Here is a 16970-nt window from a genome sequence, read left to right on the forward strand (position 1 = left end):
ATGACGACCACCGCCTTCGAGGAGCCGGTGACGCAGGCCCCGTCCGGGGCGACGGCGCGTGAACCCCGCCGCCGCCCCGGGCGGCTGCGCCGCGTCTCCCTGCCGTATCTGCTGCTCCTGCCCGCCCTGCTGCTCGAACTCCTCGTCCACCTGGTGCCGATGGTCATCGGCATCGTGATGAGCTTCAAGGAACTCACCCAGTTCTACATCCGCGACTGGTCCAGCGCCCCCTGGTCCGGCCTCGGGAACTACAAGGTGTCGGTGGACTTCAACGCGCCCGTCGGGGACGCGCTGCTGCACTCCTTCTTCGTCACCGTCGGCTTCACCCTGCTGTCGGTCGGCCTGTGCTGGCTGATCGGCACCGCCGCCGCGATCTACATGCAGGACACCTTCCGCGGCCGCGGCCTGCTCCGGGCGCTTTTCCTGGTGCCGTACGCCCTGCCGGTCTACGCGGCCGTCATCACCTGGGTGTTCATGTTCCAGCACGACAACGGCCTGGTGAACCACGTGCTGCACGACCAGCTGCACCTCACCGGCAAGCCCTCCTTCTGGCTGATCGGCGACAACAGCTTCTACGCCCTGCTGACCGTGTCGGTGTGGAAGGGCTGGCCGTTCGCCTTCCTCATCGTGATGGCCGGACTGCAGAACATCCCCCGGGAGCTGTACGAGGCCGCCGCGCTGGACGGCGCCGGGTTGTGGCAGCAGATCCGCCGCATCACGCTGCCCTCGCTGCGTCCGGTCAACCAGGTCCTGGTCCTGGTGCTGTTCCTGTGGACCTTCAACGACTTCAACACGCCGTACGTGCTGTTCGGCAAGTCCGCCCCCGAGGCCGCGGACCTCATCTCGGTCCACATCTACCAGGCGTCCTTCGTCACCTGGAACTTCGGCACGGGCTCCGCCATGTCGGTCCTGCTGCTGCTCTTCCTGCTCGTCGTGACGGGCGTGTACCTGCTGTTCACCTCGCGCGGACGGAGGACTGCCGATGTCTAGCCCGCCCCTCGCCCCGCCGGGGCGCAACTCGCCGATGGCGCCACCGCGTTCGTTCCTGTGGTCGCGGCGGATCTTCCTCACCCTGCTCACCGGTTTCGTGCTGATCCCGGTGTACGTGATGGTCTCCAGCTCGCTGAAGCCGCTCGCGGACGTCACCGGCAAGTTCCGCTGGCTGCCGAGCGATCTGACCATCCGCCCGTACATCGACATCTGGTCGACGGTCCCGCTCGCGAAGTACTTCACGAACTCGCTGATCGTGGCGGGCGCGGCGACGATCTGCTCGGTGGTGATCGCGGTGTTCGCCGCGTACGCCGTCAGCCGCTACGAGTTCCGCGGCAAGCGGGTCTTCACGGTGACGGTCCTGTCGACCCAGATGTTCCCGGGCATCCTCTTCCTCCTCCCGCTGTTCCTGATCTACGTCAACATCGGCAACGCCACCGGCATCGCCCTGTTCGGCTCCCGCGGCGGCCTGATCCTGACGTACCTGACCTTCTCCCTGCCCTTCTCCATCTGGATGCTGATCGGCTACTTCGACTCGGTGCCGCGCGACCTGGACGAGGCGGCGCTGGTGGACGGCTGCGGCCCGCTCGGCGCGCTGCTCAGGATCGTCGTACCGGCCGCGATCCCCGGCATCGTCGCGGTCGCCGTCTACGCCTTCATGACCGCCTGGGGCGAGGTGCTCTTCGCGTCCGTCATGACCAACGACGCCACCCGCACCCTCGCCGTCGGCCTCCAGGGCTACTCCACCCTCAACGACGTCTACTGGAACCAGATCATGGCCGCCTCGCTGGTCGTGAGCGTGCCGGTGGTCGCCGGCTTCCTCCTCCTGCAGCGCTATCTCGTCGCCGGTCTGACGGCAGGCGCCGTCAAGTGACCCGAGCGGCCCACACCCCTGATCCCGAAGGGACTTCCGTGTCCGAACGCATCGACCTCGCCGCACTCCCGCACGACTTCCTGTGGGGCACGGCCACCGCGGCGTACCAGATCGAGGGGGCCGTCGCCGAGGACGGCCGTACGCCCTCGATCTGGGACACCTTCTCGCACACCCCGGGGAAGATCGCGAACGGCGACACCGGCGACGTCGCCTGCGACCACTACCACCGCTGGCGCGAGGACATCGCCCTGATGCGGCAACTCGGCGCCAACGCCTACCGGTTGTCGGTGGCCTGGCCACGTGTCGTCCCCGGCGGCACCGGCCCGGTGAACCCCAGGGGCCTGGCCTTCTACGACGAGCTGGTGGACGCCCTGCTGGAGGCCGGCATCACCCCGTCCGTCACCCTCTACCACTGGGACCTGCCCCAGGTGCTCCAGGACCGCGGTGGCTGGCCCGAGCGGGACACCGCCTTCGCGCTCGCCGAGTACGCCTCGGCCGTCGCCGCCCGCCTGGGCGACCGGGTCAAGCTCTGGGCGACCCTCAACGAGCCGAGCTGCTCGGCCTGGATCGGCCACCTGGAGGGCAAGATGGCCCCGGGCTGGACCGACCTGACCGCCGCCGTACGCGCATCCGCCCACCTGCTCCTCGGGCACGGCCTCGCCACCCAGGCGATCCGCGCCGAGGCCCCCGGCGCCCAGGTCGGCATCGTCAACAACCTCTCCACCGTGCACGCGGCCACCGACCGCCCCGAGGACATCGCCGCCGCCCACCGCCACGACGGCCATGTCAACCGCTGGTGGCTCGACCCGGTGCACGGCCGCGGCTTCCCGGCCGACATGGTCGAGACCTACGGCGTCGAACTCCCTCTGAAGACGGGCGACCTGGAGACGATCGCGACGCCGCTGGACTGGCTCGGCCTGAACTACTACTTCCCCGCGTACGTCGCCGACGCCCCCGACGCCCCGGCGCCGTACGTCCGCGCGGTGCGCCGCGAGGGGGTGCCGCGCACCGGCATGGACTGGGAGATCGACGCGAGCGGCATCGAGACGCTGCTGCTGCGGCTCACCGAGGAGTACGGCGCCCGGAAGATCTACGTCACCGAGAACGGTTCCGCCTTCCCGGACGTGGTCCGCCCCGACGGCAGCATCGACGACCCCGAACGCCAGGACTACCTGGAGCGCCACCTGGCCGCCTGCGCCTCGGCCGCCCGCAAGGGCGCCCCGCTCGCCGGCTACTTCGCCTGGTCCCTGCTGGACAACTTCGAGTGGGCGTACGGCTACGACAAGCGCTTCGGCCTGGTCCACGTCGACTACCGCACCCAGGTGCGCACGATCAAGGGCAGCGGACACCGGTACGCGGACATCGTCCGCGTCCACCGCGGCCAGACACGCCGGGCCGCCTGAGCCGGGCCCGGCCGGCCGGTGGGCCCGGGAAGGGAGCCCGCGCCCACCGGCCCCACAACTCGACCTGTGGCTCAGCCGGCGCAACCGTATGAGCGAGGGCGACCGCCTGTGGTTCTTCTTCAGCGCGCCGGAGTCGGCCGTCGCGGCGGTGGCCGAGGTCGACGGCGAGCCGTACGAGGATCCCGAGGATCCCGACTTCTCGTACCGGGTCGAGGTGACCCTCCTGCCGGAGGAAACCGACTCGATGTACCGCGCCCCTGTGCGGCGAGAGGAACTGGGCTTGGGACAGGTCCGCTTCGTCCAGAAGGTGAAGCCGGAGGCACTGCCCGTTCTGCTGGCGAGGGCGAGCCTCTGACCGGGCCTGTCAGGTCAGTCCGGCCATCGTGGTCGGCATGCCGTCGTCGCACCTGCTGATCATCGGAGACCGGGCCGCCCTGAGCTGGGTGGTGACCGAGCAGCGGATGGCGTTCCCCGCAGGAGGGGCGAAGGCGGCCCGGGCGCTGGAGGAAGGCGATGAGAATTTCCTCTACACCACGCGGGGCTGCTTCCGGAACCCGACGCGGGACCGCGGGCGGATCGTCGGCCGGGCCACGATCGCCGGCCCGGTGCGGGCCCTGGACGAGCCAGTCGTCCTCGGCGAGCGACCTTCCCGGAGGACTGCCGCCTGGAGGTGTCCGGCCTGGCCCGCTTCCGCGAGGGACTCGGTCCTGCGCGACCTGGTACCGCGCCTGTCGGTGTTGCCCGACCCGGCCACGTGGAGCGTCCGCATGCGGCGTGCGTCGCTGACGCTGCCCGCGGCCGACGCCGACCTGGTGCGCACGGAGGTGGAGCCGCTGCTGCGCCCTTACGACGAGACGGCCGAGGGCTACCGCTGGAAGGAACGTGTGCGGGGTTAGCCCAGTTGTTCACCAGGAGACCGGCGTCTCCGGGCCGGCGGGGCACGGCGGGCCGGTCTGTCGCCTACTCCGGGGGCGTGGGCGTCTCGGGGGTCCGGTACATCGCCTGGACGTCCAGCTCCAGTTGAACGGTCGGCCCGACGACCGCGATGCCGCGGGCCAGCATCGAGCGCCAGTTGAGGGTGAAGTCCTCGCGGTGCAGTTCCGCCTTCGCCAGTGCCGCGCATCGCAGTTCCTGTTCGTAACCGCCGTTCACGGTACCGAGATACGTCGTGTCCAGGCCCACGGAGCGACTGGTGCCATGCATGGTGAGCGTGCCGTTCAGTGTCCACCTGGAGCCGCCGCGGTAGACGAACCGGGTACTGGTGAAGTCGATGTACGGGTAGCGCTCGACGTCGAGGAAGTCCGCGGAACGCAGGTGGTTGTCGCGGGTTCTGTTGCCCGTGGCGATGCTGGCGGCGTCGATGCGCACCGAGACCTGGGAGTCGGCCATGTCCGGCGCGATACGGATGCCGCCGTTGAATCGGGTGAAGCGGCCGTGGACGTGGGCCATGCCCACATGCTTGGCGATGAACCGGATCGCGGTGTGCGGCGGGTCGAACAACCAGGTGCCGGGCGGCGGGAGTTCCAGCTGACGGGCGGGTGGCAGCGCGATGCGCGTCGGGGAGAGGACGACTCCGGCAGCTATGTCGACGTTCTCGCGAGTGGGCGTGAGCCCGTCCGCCGTGGCCATCACGCTGTAGGAGCCGGACGGCAGCATTGCCATGAACAGGCCGTACGGATCCGTGGTGCCGCGGGTAACGACGCGATGGCTGTCCAGCGCGGTCACCGTGACTTCGGCGCCGCCCATGGGCTGCCCCATGGGATCGACGACCTCGCATCCGTATGCGCCCGCGCCGGCCGGCAGGGGAACCGAGAGGCCCGGCGCGGCGCTGCGGGAACGCCGACGCCGGAGCAGTCCGAGGGCCATGCTCCTCACCTTTCTTCACCCGAATCACCACCGCGAGCCTCGCAAACATGCCGACGTCCACGTTCGGCCAGATCTTCCGGAGACTGGTTGCAGGCGCGATGAGATCAAATTTTCAACGATCATAGAGCAGGTGATGCGGAGCAGTTCCTCACTGATGTCGACATGCGACAAGGTGTTCCAACGCGTCCGGCCACTGCCAACGGCCGTATTCCCGGGCCTATATGGCGACTCCCTTGCTTCGCGCTTTGCATCACTGCTGTGGCGAACGGCACCCAGAATTCCGCGAGGTTTACGCACGGCTCGCCGTTCCCTCACGCAGCCCTCACATCCTGCGCACGTCGGGACGGCTCAGAGCCGGGCCGGAACCCGTGGGTGGGTCCGGGCCCGGCACAGTCCGGCCGCAGGCGCCGCATGGCCGCACGACGCGCACGTAGGCCACGGCCTGACCCGCTGTCGGGCCGTGTCTCGAAGTCGGTGACCGCTGAGGGGAGGTGGTCGCCCCGCGCATTGGTGACCGCGATCCGCAGTAGGCGGGCCGTGGGGTCGAAGCAGAGGGCCAGGCGGAAGTCGCGGCCCTGAACCCGGCCGTGCAGCGCCGCGTTGGCCGCAAGCTCCGCAACGATCTGCTCCGCCGGTGTGTAGTACGTCCCCGTTCGCCGCCGCAGCTCGGGGTCGTAGGCACTCAGGAAGCCCTCGTACAGGTGGAGGTAGGCGTCCCCCGTCTCGTCCTTGAACATCTCGGGATCGACGGCGGATATGACATCGATCATCGTGTCGATGACCCCCCGGAGATCGTCCAGGGCTTCGTCGGTCAGGACCGCCAGCGCCTTGCCCATCTGGGAGTGCTGTTTGCCCAGTCGGACGGCGACGTCGGGAAGGGAAAGCTTCTCCAGATCGATGCGTTCGAGACGGGCCAGCAGGATGGCGAAGGTCAGGGTCTGACTGTAACGGTCGGCGAACTCCTCCGGTTGCGCGTCGGGAAAGAGCAAGTCCTTCCAGTTTCCCGCGAGGCGAGAAGGCAGCGTCGGCCTGCCCGTGTTCCTCGCGGGTCAGGCGTTCGGTCACCTCGTCCCGCAGCAGTGCGCAGATGCCGGCGATGCGCCGGACCAACTCGTCGACACTGCCGTGGGTGACAGGCGCCGGCGTGAAGAAGTGCGTGAGCGCGCGCTCGAATGCGTCGTCAGTGACGACGAGTTGGCGACGGCCGGTGTCAAGGTCCCCCACCAGGCGCCCGGTCTGGCCGCACTGCACGCCGAAACGGTAGACCGCCCAGTCGTACGCGTCGGTGTACAGGACGTTGGGGAGCGCCTTGACCTTCTCCCACTGCTTCCGGTCATGGCTCTTTCGGGGACCACTTCTGCGGATCGACTCCTTTGCCCGGCTGTTTCAGCTCGACGTGCCCGATCGTCCTGCCGCCAGTGCTGATGGCGAAGTCGGGTCGTATCCCGAGTCGCTTGACACGGCTCTGGCCGTGGGCAATCAGCTTCATGTGCTGACGAGCGGCCATACCGCGCAGCAGATGCTCCACCGGTGCTGTGAGGCTCTCCTCCTTGCTGCTGACCGCCCCGGCGGGACCTTGCAGCTTGGCTCTGACCTCCCAGCCGAACTGGGCGACGAGTTCGGCGACCGATCGAGTGGTGCTCTTTCCGCGTACGAGCTCTTTCCGTCACGCTCGTGATCTTCTGCCTCGACCTCACGGTCGCGGTCATCGCCCGCCGTCACGGACGCGGGCCGACTTCCTGATACACGACAGCCACCTCTTCGACGGCGTCGGCGACCCGCAGATCGCTTCCGCGCTCACGGTGGCGGCCGAGGCTGCCGAGGAAGAGGGCATGCACTACATCGTCAGCCTCAACTCCGATTACCCTTCTGAGGCGGCCCAGGGTGGCTTCAGCGTCGAGGACTGCATCACCGACCTCCGGCTGACGGACGCAAGCGAGGAAGGCGGTCTTTTCGGTTTCCGCTTCTGAGCTGGTCCGGCCGGCGGGAGCCGTGCCGCCGCGTGTCATGCTGTGGCGATTTTCGACAGGGGAGGGTGAGATGATCGAGAAGCCGATGACGCACAAGCAGGCGCTCGCCGCGGTGATCCAGGTGCTGGGTGGCACCTGGGACACGGAACGTGCCGTACTGGCCCTACGAGTCGCTGGATATCGGCCGGCGAACGACGAAGCCGCGGGCAAGGAAGCCCGCCACAACCTGCGCGAGCTCGCCAAGGACGGTCTGATCGTGAGGCCGGATCCGGATCAGGCCGTGTATCGGCCGGCGTAGTCGCCACCGCAGGGTTGCGGCACCGACCCGTCAAGGGATGACGGGCTCCTGGAAGCCGTAAGTGGTGATGTGGGCGATGGCTGATGGGTGGCTGGTCAGCCACTCGCCGCACACCCGCCAGCGGGGATTGGTGCCGTCGCTGAACTCGGGGCGTACCTCCGCGACGAGCTTGTTGTCGCACGCGCCGCGCGATGCCATCGAGCAGATGACCTCGCCCTGTTGCTCAACGGCCGATATGTATGGGTGGACCGCCAGGATCGGAGAGCGCATTTCCCGCGCTGCTGCATGGGGCATAGCGCGGAGAGTAGCAATGCGACTCCGTCGGGCGCTTACGCGCCGTGCGATGTTTGGTTGGTCACGACTCGTCCTCGTCTCCCAGCTCGTTGACGAGCGGTACGAGGAGCGGGTGGACGGAGAAGCCGGACGCGGGGCCGGGGCCCGCGTCGTATTCGGCCTTCAGGACCTGGACGGCCGACTCCGGGATCTTACCCAGGTTGCGCAGCAGGCCGGTGATGCGCGTGACCGGTTTGGTGAAGCCTCTGAGGGAGCGGCCCTCGGGGTAGTGACAGATGTCGTAGACGCTCTTGGCGTCCGCGACACCGTCCATCTCGGCGGCGTACTTGATGACGGCGACCCTGTCCTCGTAGTTCTCGTACGTCAACCGGTCGAAGAGTTCCTGGAGCGCATCGGTCGTCCAGCCGCCGTGGGCTCCGTCGTCGGTTCCGATCCGCTCGACGCGTTCGATGTCCTCGACGGATCCTTCACGGAGACCGAACTCCAGGATCGGCGCGGCGACCTCCAGGAACCGCTTGGGGGTGAGCATGAAGAGTCGCCCGCCACCTCGGGTCCTGAGCTCCTCGGTCAGTTCCGGCCGGGGGCCGCGGTTGAAACCGTGCTCCTTGCGCCACCAGTCCTCCTTGACATCCGCCGTCACGAACAGCACGTCGCACTGGCGGCGGCCGGCCTCCCGGAGGATCTGCTCCCACACGAGATAGTCGGCGGCGGCTCCCACACCTTCCTTGGCCTTGTCCATGTAGCCCGGAGGCAGCCGCTTGTCGACGCGGCGCATGCCCTCGGCGATCGCCTTGTCGTGGTCCTGCGGACTCAGTGGAGCGCCGACACGGCCGTCGAGCGCGGGCTCCAGTTCCGCGATGACCGGATCGGTGCTCGTGTCGTGGGTGATGTTCTGCCACTCACCCTCGCCGACCTTGACGATCGTCTCCTGCACGTCGTCGAAGACCTCGTTCAGCAGGCTGCGCAGACGGTCGGTCTCCTCCTCTGGCAGGGCCACGCGATTGGCCCAGGTGCGCAGGGTGCGCTCCGCCTGGTCCGCGTGACCGGCCATGTCCTCGGCGGCCTGCGCACCGGATGACCGCGCGTCGTTGAGGGTGCTCTCACGGTTCCGCCAGAACTCCACGAGGACCTGGTGAGGCACCCACAACCGGTCCTCCACGGCGGCAAGCGCGCGCAGCAGGTCGCCGCGCGCCTGCTCGGTGTACCGATAGAGGTTCAGCAGGACGTTGGCGTCGGGGGCGACCAGGCCGTGGGTCAGTACGGAGGTGAAGTCGTCGGTGGTCGGCGTCCGGAAGGCGCCGAAGTCGTCGAAAAGGCCTCGGCTGTCCGCCCCGGTCGTCGTGTCCTCTGTCACTGCGCCCCCGTCGTCGCTGTATGCCGTGTCCGATGGGCGTACCGACCCGCCCCTCGCGTTCGCCTGCCGGGACCGTAGCGCGTCGAAGAGGACCGCCGGAAGTGAACGGGGAACTCTCGCCGATCTGTTGGCCGGCAGGCGTCCCGTGTCAACTGGACCGGTGGCTCACCTCGGCCCAAACGGTCTTGCCGCCATCCCCGACACCCACACCGATGCGGCTGTCGATCCCAGCTCGGCAGCCCTGCGGATGACCTACTACGTGCTGGCCACCCGTGCCCGACACGAACTGCACCTCGCGTACGAGGGCGAGACCGAGCCGCCCCTGCTGGCACAGATAGGATCGGGGGATCTGGTGCGCGGCTGACACACGCTCTACCTGCACCGCCGGTCGCGTCCGCCGCCCGTGCCTTGGCTCGCCGACTCTGACCGGGCCTGATCGTGCTCATCGGCGTATGGCTTCGGACCCGCATCCGGCGACGAGGGCGCGGCCCCTCCCGGCCCCGCAGCTGAACAGGACATCCGCGCCCCACGTATCCCCCCACCGTGGCAGGATCCCTCACCATGAGTGCGTCCCCGGCGGTGAAGAGCCTGCGTGCCGCGGTGTTCGCCGCGGTGTGTGTGCTGCTCGCCGCCGCCGGGCACGGGCTCGCCATGGGGGACATGCCGCCGCTGTGGGCCGACGCGGCCGGATTCCTCGCGGTGTTCGCGCTCGGCTGGACGCTGGGCGAACGTGAGCGGTCGCTGCCCGGCATCGGTGCGGTCATGCTGCTCACCCAGGCCGGGCTGCACCTCGGCTTCGACGTCGCCCACCCCGTCACCGGACGTTCGGCCATGCCCGGCCACACCATGGCCGCGATGCACATGCACGCGGCGGCCATCACGCAGGCCCATGAAGCCGCGCCTCAACACCTCACCGCCCACGCCACCGCCGCCCACCTCCTCGCCGCGCTCGTCGCCTCCTGGTGGCTGCGGCGGGGCGAGGCCGCGTTGTGGTCGTTGCTGCGCCGGGCCCGCACGCTCGTCCCTGGTCTCGTCGCCTGGTGGCGTGACACCCCGCTGCCCGCCCCCGTCGATCACGCCCCGCGTGTGCCGTCGGCACCCCGGCCTCCCCGTCTGACCTTCCTGCGGCACGCTGTCAGCAGACGTGGACCCCCGCTTCCGATCCCGTACTCGCTCTGACCCCGAACACCACGTCACCCGTACGGAGATCACTCACCCATGTCCGCATCCGCATCACGTCTGACCACGCGCCGCGCCGGCACCGTCATCGCCCTCGCCGCCGGCACCGTCCTGCTCGCCGCCGGTGCCGCCTCCGCGCATGTCACCGTCCATCCCGAGAGCTACGCCAAGGGAGCCACCGACGGTGTGCTGACCTTCCGTGTCCCGAACGAGGAGGACTCGGCCTTCACCACCAAGGTGCAGGTCTTCCTGCCCACCGGCCACCCCGTGCTCGGCGTGCTCGTGCACCCGCAGGACGGCTGGACCGCCAAGGTCACCACCACCAAGCTCAAGACGCCGGTGAAGACCGACGACGGCACCATCACCGAGGCCGCCTCCGAGATCACCTTCAGCGGCGGGAAGATCGGCGCCGGGCAGTACGAGGACTTCGACGTCGCCTTCGGACAGCTGCCCGACGACACCGGCCAGTTGGTCTTCAAAACCCTGCAGACCTACTCCGACGGCAAGGTCGCGCGCTGGATCGAGGAGCCGGCCGGCGGCGACGAGCCGGAGAACCCGGCCCCCGTGCTGAAGCTGACCGCCGGTGACGCGTCCTCCGCACCCGCGCCCGCCAAGACCGCTGTCGTCAGCACCGCCAAGGCCGCCGACACCGGCGACTCCACGGCCCGCGGCCTCGGTATCGCCGGGCTGGTCGTCGGTGTCATCGGCCTCGCCGCCGCCGCGTTCGCCCTCGTGCGGAGCCGGGGCGCGAGGTCGTAATACCTGAGGAGACCAGGAAGGGCCCGGACCGGCAAACGGTCCGGGCCCTTCCCCACGCCAGGGGCCCCCGATGCCAGGGGCCGTCGTTCAGCGCCCCACCAGCTCCAGCACCTTCGCCTCGGTCGCGGCCTCGACGGTGATGCGCGAGGTGCGCCACAGCCACCGCACGTCCCGGCCGAAGGACCACAGCAGTGAGCCCAGGGCGAGGGCGACGATCGCGAGGTTCGCCAGGTGGGGGAGGAGCTCCGCGCCGGCCAGGAGCAGGGCGATGCCCTGCACCGCGGCGACCGTCTTGCGGGCGAACGACGGCGGCAGGGGGGCGTTCAGCCAGGGGGCCAGACGGGCCGCGGCGACGAAGGCGTACCGCATCCCGCCGATCAGCAGCACCCACGGGCCGAGCTGGGTGGACACGTACACGCTCAGCACCAGGATCAGGAGCGCGTCGACCTCCATGTCGAAGCGCGCACCGAGCGCCGTGGAGGTGCCGGTGCGGCGGGCCACCTTGCCGTCCACGCCGTCCAGGAGCAGGGCGACCGCGGTCAGGCCCACCAGCAGCGTCACCGGCGGCGCGCTCTCGAAGGAGTCCGCGACCAGCGCCGTCACGCCGCCCACCAGCGTCGCCCGGCCGAGTGTCACACGGTTGGCGGGACCGAAGGAGCGCAGGCAGGAGCGGTGCAGGGCACGTGCCAGCACCGCCCAGGTGGCGAACGCGAACGCCAGGCCCGTCAGCCAGCCCACCGGCCCCATGCCTATCGCCGTTCCGAGCAGGGCCAGCAGCAGGAGCTGTATACCCGCTCCCACAGCGGTCTCCTGCTGGGGCCTGGCGTCATACGTGTTGTTCAGGGCCACCGCACACCCTCCGGCCGAGTGACAGAGTCGATCAACGCCGCGTACTGTGCGCGGCCTGTGCACTTCTCGGTACGTGAACAACTTCCCTACTGTTCAGGAGGATGCCGATGAACCGCTCGGCCCGCGCGTTCTGGCTTCGCTCACCGGGCCACGGCGAGCTGCGTGACATCACCCTCGCGGAGCCCGCCGAGGACGAGGTCGTGGTGCGCGCCCTGTACTCCGGGGTGAGCCGTGGCACGGAGACGCTCGTGTTCCGTGGCGGGGTGCCGGAGAGCCAACACGCCGTGATGCGGGCGCCCTTCCAGGAGGGCGACTTCCCCGGCCCGGTGAAGTACGGCTACCTCAGCGTCGGTCAGGTGGAGGAGGGACCGGCCGAGTTGGTCGGGCGTACGGTCTTCTGCCTGTATCCGCATCAGAGCCGTTACGTCGTTCGGGTGAACGCCGTGACCGTCGTGCCCGAGCGGGTGCCCGCCGAGCGGGCCGTGCTCGCCGGCACCGTGGAGACCGCCGTGAACGCCCTGTGGGACGCGGCGCCGCTGATCGGCGACCGGATCGCGGTGGTCGGCGGTGGCATGGTCGGCTGCTCGGTCGCCGCCCTGCTGGCCCGCTTCCCCGGCGTCCGGCTGCAGCTGGTCGACGCCGACCCGGCCCGCGCCAAGACCGCCGAGGCGCTCGGCGTGAACTTCGCGACGCCCGACTCCGCCCTCGGCGACTGCGACCTCGTCGTGCACGCCAGCGCCACCGAGGCCGGTCTCACCCGCGCGCTGCAACTCCTCGCTCCCGAGGGTACGGTGGTGGAACTGAGCTGGTACGGCGACCGGCGCGTCGCCCTGCCGCTCGGCGAGGCCTTCCACTCCCGCCGGCTCACCGTGCGCAGCAGCCAGGTCGGCACCGTCTCCCCGGCCGCCCGCGCCGGCCGCGGTTACGCCGAGCGGATGGCGCTCGCCCTCGACCTGCTCGCCGACCCGGCCCTGGACGCGCTCATCACCGGGGAGAGCGCTTTCGAGCAACTCCCGGACGTCATGCCCCAGCTCGCCTCGGGCGAGATCCCGGCCCTGTGCCACCGGATCCGGTACGCCGAGACGGGCCTGACCTGAGAAAAGAGTGAGAGTGAGCTGAACACGGGGAACCGAAGAGCCGTACTACACGGCATCCCCCGACGGGTAAGGACAGGGGGACCAGACGCGTCGTACCTGGAGGGTCGTCCGTTGTTCAGCATCACCGTCCGCGATCACATCATGATCGCCCACAGCTTCCGCGGCGAGGTGTTCGGGCCCGCGCAGCGACTGCACGGCGCCACGTTCCTGGTGGACGCCACCTTCCGCCGCGAGCAGCTGGACGAGGACAACATCGTGGTCGACATCGGCCTGGCCACGCAGGAACTGCGCCTCATCACCGCCGAGCTGAACTACCGCAACCTCGACGACGAGCCCGAGTTCGCCGGCGTCAACACCTCAACCGAGTTCCTCGCCAAGGTCATCGCCGACCGGCTCGCCGAACGCGTCCACAAGGGCGCCCTGGGCGAGGGCGCCAAGGGCCTCGCGGGCATCTCCGTCACCCTGCACGAGTCGCACATCGCCTGGGCGAGTTACGAGCGTGGCCTGTGACGGGGGCGACCACGCAGCGGGCACGGCTGTCCTACGTCCCGGCGCAGGCCACAGCCGTCACCGTCGAGAAGGCCGGAATCATCCCCATGTCCCTGCGCACCGTGCACTTCGTCCTGCCGGGCGGCATCGACGACCCGGCCGCGCCCAGCGGCGGCAACGCCTACGACCGCCGGGTCTGCCTGGACCTGCCCGGCTTCGGCTGGCAGGTCACCCGGCACACCGCGCCCGGCACATGGCCGCGCCCCGACCAGGCCGCCCGCGACCACCTCGCCCGCACCCTGAGGGATCTGCCGGACGACGCGGTGGTGCTGCTGGACGGGCTGGTCGCCTGCGGCGTCCCGGACGTCGTCACCCCGCACGCCGACCGGCTGCGCCTGGCCGTGCTCGTCCACCTCCCGCTCGGCGACGAGACGGGCCTCGACCCGGCCGTCGCCGCCGACCTCGACGCCCGCGAACGCGAGATGCTGCGTGCCGCGCCCGCCGTCATCGCCACCAGCGACTGGGCCGTACGGCGGCTCGTCTCCCATCACGGACTCGCCCCCGAACGGGTGCATGTCGCCGCGCCCGGCGCCGACATCGCACCCCTCGCACCCGGCACCGACGGCGTCTCCCGGCTGCTGTGCGTGGCCGCCGTCACCCCGCGCAAGGGCCAGCACCGGCTCGTGGAGGCCCTCGCGGCGGTCCGGGACCTGCCGTGGACCTGCGAGCTGGTCGGCGGACTCGGCCACGACCGCGCGTACGTCGCACAGTTGCGCGAGACGATCGCCGGGTACGGCCTCGCCGACCGGCTGCACCTGACCGGCCCGCGCTCCGGCGCCGACCTCGACGCCGCCTACGCCGCCGCCGACCTGATGGTCCTCACCTCCTACGCCGAGACCTACGGCATGGCGGTCACCGAGGCCCTGGCCCGCGGCATCCCGGTCCTCGCCACCGACGTGGGCGGGCTGCCGGAGGCGGTCGGCCGCGCCCCCGACGGCGGGGTGCCCGGCATCCTCGTCCCGCCGGAGGACCCCGCCGCGCTCGCCGCCGAGCTGCGCGGCTGGTTCGGTGAGCCCGACGTACGCCGCCGGCTCAAGTCCGCCGCCCGCGGCCGCCGCGCCGCGCTCGACGGTTGGGCCACCACCGCCCGCAGCCTGGCCGGAGTCCTCGCACGGCTCCCCGAAGCCCCGAGGAGGGCGGCATGACCGCGCCGGAGACCACGACGAACGGCTTGGCGTCGATCCCGGCCCAGACAGGACCGAGGAAGGTGACGCCGGTGCGCGGCGAGGGCGAGAAGGAGACGGTTCATGAGGCGTCCGGTGCGGGGGAGGGCGGTGCCGAAGTCGGGCAGCGTGGCGCGGAGGCCTCGGTCGTCGCAGGGGCCGGACCCGTCGGCCGTCCCGGTGAGCGGGCCACCGTACGGCTGCGTCACGACGAGCCCGAGGAACCGCCCCGGTACGCGCCCGAATGGCTGCGGTTGCGGGAAGGGGCCGACGCTGCCGCCCGCGCGCAGGACCTGCTGGACCCCTTGCGGATCCGGCTGGCGAACCTGCCGGGCCACACCGGCGCACTCGCCGTGCACGACCTGGGCTGCGGCACCGGCTCGATGAGCCGCTGGCTCGCGCCCCGCCTGGACGGACCCCAGCACTGGGTCCTGCACGACCGCGACCCCTACCTGCTGCACTTCGCCGCGGTGGGCGCACCGCGCTCCGCCGCCGACGGCAGCAACGTCACCGTCGAGACCCGGCGCGGCGACGTCGCCCGGCTGACGCCGGACGCGCTGGCCGGGGCCTCGCTGGTCACCGCCTCCGCGCTGCTCGACGTGCTCACCCGCGAGGAGGTCGTCACCCTCGTCGACGCCTGTGCCGGGGCCCGCTGCCCCGCGCTGCTCACCCTGTCGGTCGCCGGGCGCGTCGAACTCGCCCCGGCCGACCCGCTGGACACGGAGGTCGCCGAGGCGTTCAACGCCCACCAGCGGCGCGCCGGGCTGCTCGGCCCGGACTCGGTCACCGTGGCCTGCGAGGCGTTCGCCGCGCGCGGGGCCGCCGTACGTGTGCATCCGAGCCCCTGGCGGCTCGGCCCCGAGGATTCGGCGCTGATCGAGCAGTGGCTGCGCGGCTGGGTGGGCGCGGCCGTGGAACAGCGGCCCGAACTGCGCGACCGCGCGGAGCGGTATCTGCGGGACCGGCTCGCCGCCTGCGCGGCCGGTGAGCTGCGGGTCGTGGTCCACCACAGCGACCTGCTGGCCCTGCCCCGGCCGACGGGCGGCGCGTCATGAGCGCGCGGCCGGCCGCGGGGGAGCCCGGGCACCGAACCACCGGAACCGGCCCGGCCGATGTGTGCGTGTACGGCTCCGGCACGATTCACGCGGGCGCGGGGAGTGTGGCCACGGCGGAGGCGACCATCCGCGAGACCGGCACCTGGCTTCCGGAACTGCCGCCCTCCCGCCCCGAACCCACGCCCTCATTCCCGGAGTCGGCGCGCTCCCTCTCCGACCAGCCGCCCACCGAGACCGCGCCCGAGCCCGCGCGGCCCCCCGCCCCCCGGCGCGCCCGCTTCCGCGCGCTGCGTACGCACTTCGGGACGGTCGTCGGTGTGGTCATCCTCGGGGCGCTGCTGTGGCGGCTGGGCACGGGCGTGCTCGTCGACGGGCTGCGGCGGATTGACGCCGCGACGGTGCTGGCCGCGCTGGGCATCGGCGTGGTCACCACCGTACTCAGCGCCTGGCGCTGGCAGTTGGTGGCCCGAGGTCTGCGCATCCGGCTGCCGCTCGGCTCTGCCGTCGCCGACTACTACCGGGCGCTGTTCCTGAACGCGGCGCTCCCCGGCGGCATCCTGGGCGATGTGCACCGGGCGGTCCGGCACGGACAGAACGCCGGTGACCTGCGGCGCGGCGTGCAGGCCGTCGTACTGGAACGCGTCGCCGGGCAGATCGCGCTGGCCGTGCTCGCCGCGGCGGTGCTGCCGACGCTGCCGTCCCCGGTGCGCGACGAGGCCCGCGACTTCGCCCCGCTGGTCGCCCTCGCGGCGGCCGGCGTGCTAGCCGTCGGCCTCGCGGTGCGCATGAACCGGGCGTCCTCCCGCCGGGCCGGGGGCCTGCGCACCGTCCTCGGCGAGGCGCGCCAGGGGCTGTTCTCCCGCCGGGGCTGGCCGGGCATCGCGCTGTCCTCGGTCGTGATCCTGGCCGGACACGTGGCGATGTTCGTCGTGGCGGCGCGGGTCGCCGGCTCCGCCGCCTCCTTCGTGGAGCTGGTCCCGCTCGCGGTCCTCGCCCTCGTCGCCATGGGGCTGCCGCTGAACGTCGGCGGGTTCGGGCCCCGCGAGGGCGTCACCGCCTGGGCGTTCGGCGCCGCGGGACTAGGCGCGAGCACCGGAGTCGCCGTCGCCGTCGTCTACGGTGTGCTGAGCTTCGTGGCGAGCCTGCCCGGCGCCCTCGTCCTCGCGGTCCGCTGGTACGCCGCTCTGCGCGCCGCCCCCGCCACGACGGACCAGGCCGAGCCCGCCACGACGGACCCCGCCCCGGCCTCCGCGACGGAAGGTCCGCGGCC

The 16970-nt window shown here is 71.1% G+C and carries 20 protein-coding genes and 1 pseudogene; 15 read left to right on the forward strand and 6 right to left on the reverse strand.

Annotated features, from left to right (window positions below; genetic code table 11):
* The 5 genes from ACQPXS_RS38380 (at position 1) to ACQPXS_RS38400 (ending at position 4163) form a co-directional block, all read left to right on the forward strand.
* On the forward strand, positions 1-990 hold the full coding sequence (locus tag ACQPXS_RS38380) for a carbohydrate ABC transporter permease (protein WP_433456152.1): 990 nt from the start codon (positions 1-3) through the stop codon (positions 988-990).
* A 34-nt stretch (positions 991-1024) separates the two neighbouring features.
* Positions 1025-1864, forward strand: a complete 840-nt coding sequence (locus ACQPXS_RS38385) for a carbohydrate ABC transporter permease (RefSeq protein ID WP_433456153.1) — start codon at positions 1025-1027, stop codon at positions 1862-1864.
* 38 nt (positions 1865-1902) lie between these two features.
* Positions 1903-3267 (forward strand): GH1 family beta-glucosidase, encoded by a 1365-nt coding sequence (locus ACQPXS_RS38390; RefSeq protein ID WP_433454036.1) that lies wholly within the window; start codon positions 1903-1905, stop codon positions 3265-3267.
* 88 nt (positions 3268-3355) lie between these two features.
* Positions 3356-3622: a hypothetical protein gene (locus tag ACQPXS_RS38395; protein WP_433454037.1), complete on the forward strand. Its 267-nt coding sequence runs from the start codon at positions 3356-3358 to the stop codon at positions 3620-3622.
* A gap of 37 nt (positions 3623-3659) precedes the next feature.
* Positions 3660-4163, forward strand: coding sequence for a hypothetical protein (locus ACQPXS_RS38400; RefSeq protein ID WP_433454038.1), 504 nt, complete (start codon positions 3660-3662; stop codon positions 4161-4163).
* A 64-nt stretch (positions 4164-4227) separates the two neighbouring features.
* On the opposite strand, the gene ACQPXS_RS38405 is transcribed toward ACQPXS_RS38400, so the two are convergent.
* The 3 genes from ACQPXS_RS38405 to ACQPXS_RS38415 all read right to left on the reverse strand — a co-directional run bounded on the left by ACQPXS_RS38405 (position 4228) and on the right by ACQPXS_RS38415 (position 6661).
* Positions 4228-5133 (reverse strand): YceI family protein, encoded by a 906-nt coding sequence (locus ACQPXS_RS38405; protein ID WP_433454039.1) that lies wholly within the window; start codon positions 5131-5133, stop codon positions 4228-4230.
* Between the two features lie 311 nt (positions 5134-5444).
* On the reverse strand, positions 5445-6122 hold the full coding sequence (locus ACQPXS_RS38410; protein WP_433454040.1) for a hypothetical protein: 678 nt from the start codon (positions 6120-6122) through the stop codon (positions 5445-5447).
* Between the two features lie 344 nt (positions 6123-6466).
* Entirely contained in the window at positions 6467-6661 is a 195-nt protein-coding gene (locus ACQPXS_RS38415; RefSeq protein WP_433454041.1) for a hypothetical protein, read from the reverse strand.
* A gap of 22 nt (positions 6662-6683) precedes the next feature.
* Between ACQPXS_RS38415 and ACQPXS_RS38420 the strand changes: the two genes are divergently transcribed.
* Both ACQPXS_RS38420 and ACQPXS_RS38425 read left to right on the forward strand, forming a co-directional pair.
* Positions 6684-7103: a DUF2326 domain-containing protein gene (locus tag ACQPXS_RS38420; RefSeq protein ID WP_433454042.1), complete on the forward strand. Its 420-nt coding sequence runs from the start codon at positions 6684-6686 to the stop codon at positions 7101-7103.
* Between the two features lie 70 nt (positions 7104-7173).
* Complete coding sequence (locus tag ACQPXS_RS38425; RefSeq protein ID WP_433454043.1) at positions 7174-7401, forward strand: hypothetical protein; 228 nt, start codon at positions 7174-7176, stop codon at positions 7399-7401.
* A 30-nt stretch (positions 7402-7431) separates the two neighbouring features.
* On the opposite strand, the gene ACQPXS_RS38430 is transcribed toward ACQPXS_RS38425, so the two are convergent.
* Both ACQPXS_RS38430 and ACQPXS_RS38435 read right to left on the reverse strand, forming a co-directional pair.
* Positions 7432-7695: a hypothetical protein gene (locus ACQPXS_RS38430; RefSeq protein WP_433454044.1), complete on the reverse strand. Its 264-nt coding sequence runs from the start codon at positions 7693-7695 to the stop codon at positions 7432-7434.
* 61 nt (positions 7696-7756) lie between these two features.
* Entirely contained in the window at positions 7757-9049 is a 1293-nt protein-coding gene (locus ACQPXS_RS38435) for a PIN-like domain-containing protein (RefSeq protein ID WP_433454045.1), read from the reverse strand.
* A gap of 160 nt (positions 9050-9209) precedes the next feature.
* Between ACQPXS_RS38435 and ACQPXS_RS38440 the strand changes: the two genes are divergently transcribed.
* The 3 genes from ACQPXS_RS38440 (at position 9210) to ACQPXS_RS38450 (ending at position 10987) form a co-directional block, all read left to right on the forward strand.
* Entirely contained in the window at positions 9210-9413 is a 204-nt protein-coding gene (locus ACQPXS_RS38440) for a hypothetical protein (RefSeq protein ID WP_433454046.1), read from the forward strand.
* Positions 9414-9610: 197 nt separating this feature from the next.
* Positions 9611-10228, forward strand: a complete 618-nt coding sequence (locus ACQPXS_RS38445; protein ID WP_433454047.1) for a hypothetical protein — start codon at positions 9611-9613, stop codon at positions 10226-10228.
* A 39-nt stretch (positions 10229-10267) separates the two neighbouring features.
* The gene (locus tag ACQPXS_RS38450) at positions 10268-10987 is read left to right on the forward strand and encodes a YcnI family copper-binding membrane protein (protein ID WP_433454048.1); all 720 of its coding nucleotides are present in this window, start codon (positions 10268-10270) and stop codon (positions 10985-10987) included.
* Positions 10988-11074: 87 nt separating this feature from the next.
* Here ACQPXS_RS38450 and ACQPXS_RS38455 read toward each other — a convergent pair whose 3' ends face one another.
* Entirely contained in the window at positions 11075-11836 is a 762-nt protein-coding gene (locus tag ACQPXS_RS38455) for a CDP-alcohol phosphatidyltransferase family protein (protein ID WP_433454049.1), read from the reverse strand.
* A gap of 107 nt (positions 11837-11943) precedes the next feature.
* On the opposite strand from ACQPXS_RS38455, the gene ACQPXS_RS38460 reads away from it, so the two are divergent.
* The 5 genes and pseudogenes from ACQPXS_RS38460 to ACQPXS_RS38480 all read left to right on the forward strand — a co-directional run.
* Entirely contained in the window at positions 11944-12933 is a 990-nt protein-coding gene (locus tag ACQPXS_RS38460; protein ID WP_433454050.1) for a zinc-dependent alcohol dehydrogenase, read from the forward strand.
* Between the two features lie 111 nt (positions 12934-13044).
* On the forward strand, positions 13045-13443 hold the full coding sequence (locus ACQPXS_RS38465; RefSeq protein WP_433454051.1) for a 6-pyruvoyl trahydropterin synthase family protein: 399 nt from the start codon (positions 13045-13047) through the stop codon (positions 13441-13443).
* Entirely contained in the window at positions 13440-14627 is a 1188-nt protein-coding gene (locus ACQPXS_RS38470; protein WP_433454052.1) for a glycosyltransferase family 4 protein, read from the forward strand. Before ACQPXS_RS38465 ends, ACQPXS_RS38470 begins: the two co-directional genes overlap by 4 nt.
* Positions 14624-15700 (forward strand): class I SAM-dependent methyltransferase, encoded by a 1077-nt coding sequence (locus ACQPXS_RS38475; protein ID WP_433454053.1) that lies wholly within the window; start codon positions 14624-14626, stop codon positions 15698-15700. The genes ACQPXS_RS38470 and ACQPXS_RS38475 overlap by 4 nt, the downstream gene beginning before the upstream one ends.
* Positions 15697-16839 (forward strand): annotated as a pseudogene (locus tag ACQPXS_RS38480) (lysylphosphatidylglycerol synthase transmembrane domain-containing protein); the annotation flags it as partial. The gene ACQPXS_RS38475 and the pseudogene ACQPXS_RS38480, both read left to right, overlap by 4 nt.
* Positions 16840-16970 lie beyond the last annotated feature (131 nt).

It is taken from the genome of Streptomyces sp. CA-142005 (genome assembly GCF_050942335.1).
In the GTDB taxonomy this organism is placed as follows: domain Bacteria; phylum Actinomycetota; class Actinomycetes; order Streptomycetales; family Streptomycetaceae; genus Streptomyces.

Bases quoted from the DNA above. Each gene is read 5' to 3' on its own strand.
- ACQPXS_RS38450 (WP_433454048.1), top strand. From the start codon at position 10,268: ATGTCCGCATCCGCATCACGTCTGACCACGCGCCGCGCCGGCACCGTC.
- ACQPXS_RS38405 (WP_433454039.1), bottom strand. From the start codon at position 5,133: ATGGCCCTCGGACTGCTCCGGCGTCGGCGTTCCCGCAGCGCCGCGCCG.
- ACQPXS_RS38425 (WP_433454043.1), top strand. From the start codon at position 7,174: ATGATCGAGAAGCCGATGACGCACAAGCAGGCGCTCGCCGCGGTGATC.
- ACQPXS_RS38430 (WP_433454044.1), bottom strand. From the start codon at position 7,695: ATGCCCCATGCAGCAGCGCGGGAAATGCGCTCTCCGATCCTGGCGGTC.
- ACQPXS_RS38445 (WP_433454047.1), top strand. From the start codon at position 9,611: ATGAGTGCGTCCCCGGCGGTGAAGAGCCTGCGTGCCGCGGTGTTCGCC.
- ACQPXS_RS38380 (WP_433456152.1), top strand. From the start codon at position 1: ATGACGACCACCGCCTTCGAGGAGCCGGTGACGCAGGCCCCGTCCGGG.
- ACQPXS_RS38395 (WP_433454037.1), top strand. From the start codon at position 3,356: ATGAGCGAGGGCGACCGCCTGTGGTTCTTCTTCAGCGCGCCGGAGTCG.
- ACQPXS_RS38385 (WP_433456153.1), top strand. From the start codon at position 1,025: ATGGCGCCACCGCGTTCGTTCCTGTGGTCGCGGCGGATCTTCCTCACC.
- ACQPXS_RS38400 (WP_433454038.1), top strand. From the start codon at position 3,660: ATGCCGTCGTCGCACCTGCTGATCATCGGAGACCGGGCCGCCCTGAGC.
- ACQPXS_RS38460 (WP_433454050.1), top strand. From the start codon at position 11,944: ATGAACCGCTCGGCCCGCGCGTTCTGGCTTCGCTCACCGGGCCACGGC.
- ACQPXS_RS38475 (WP_433454053.1), top strand. From the start codon at position 14,624: ATGACCGCGCCGGAGACCACGACGAACGGCTTGGCGTCGATCCCGGCC.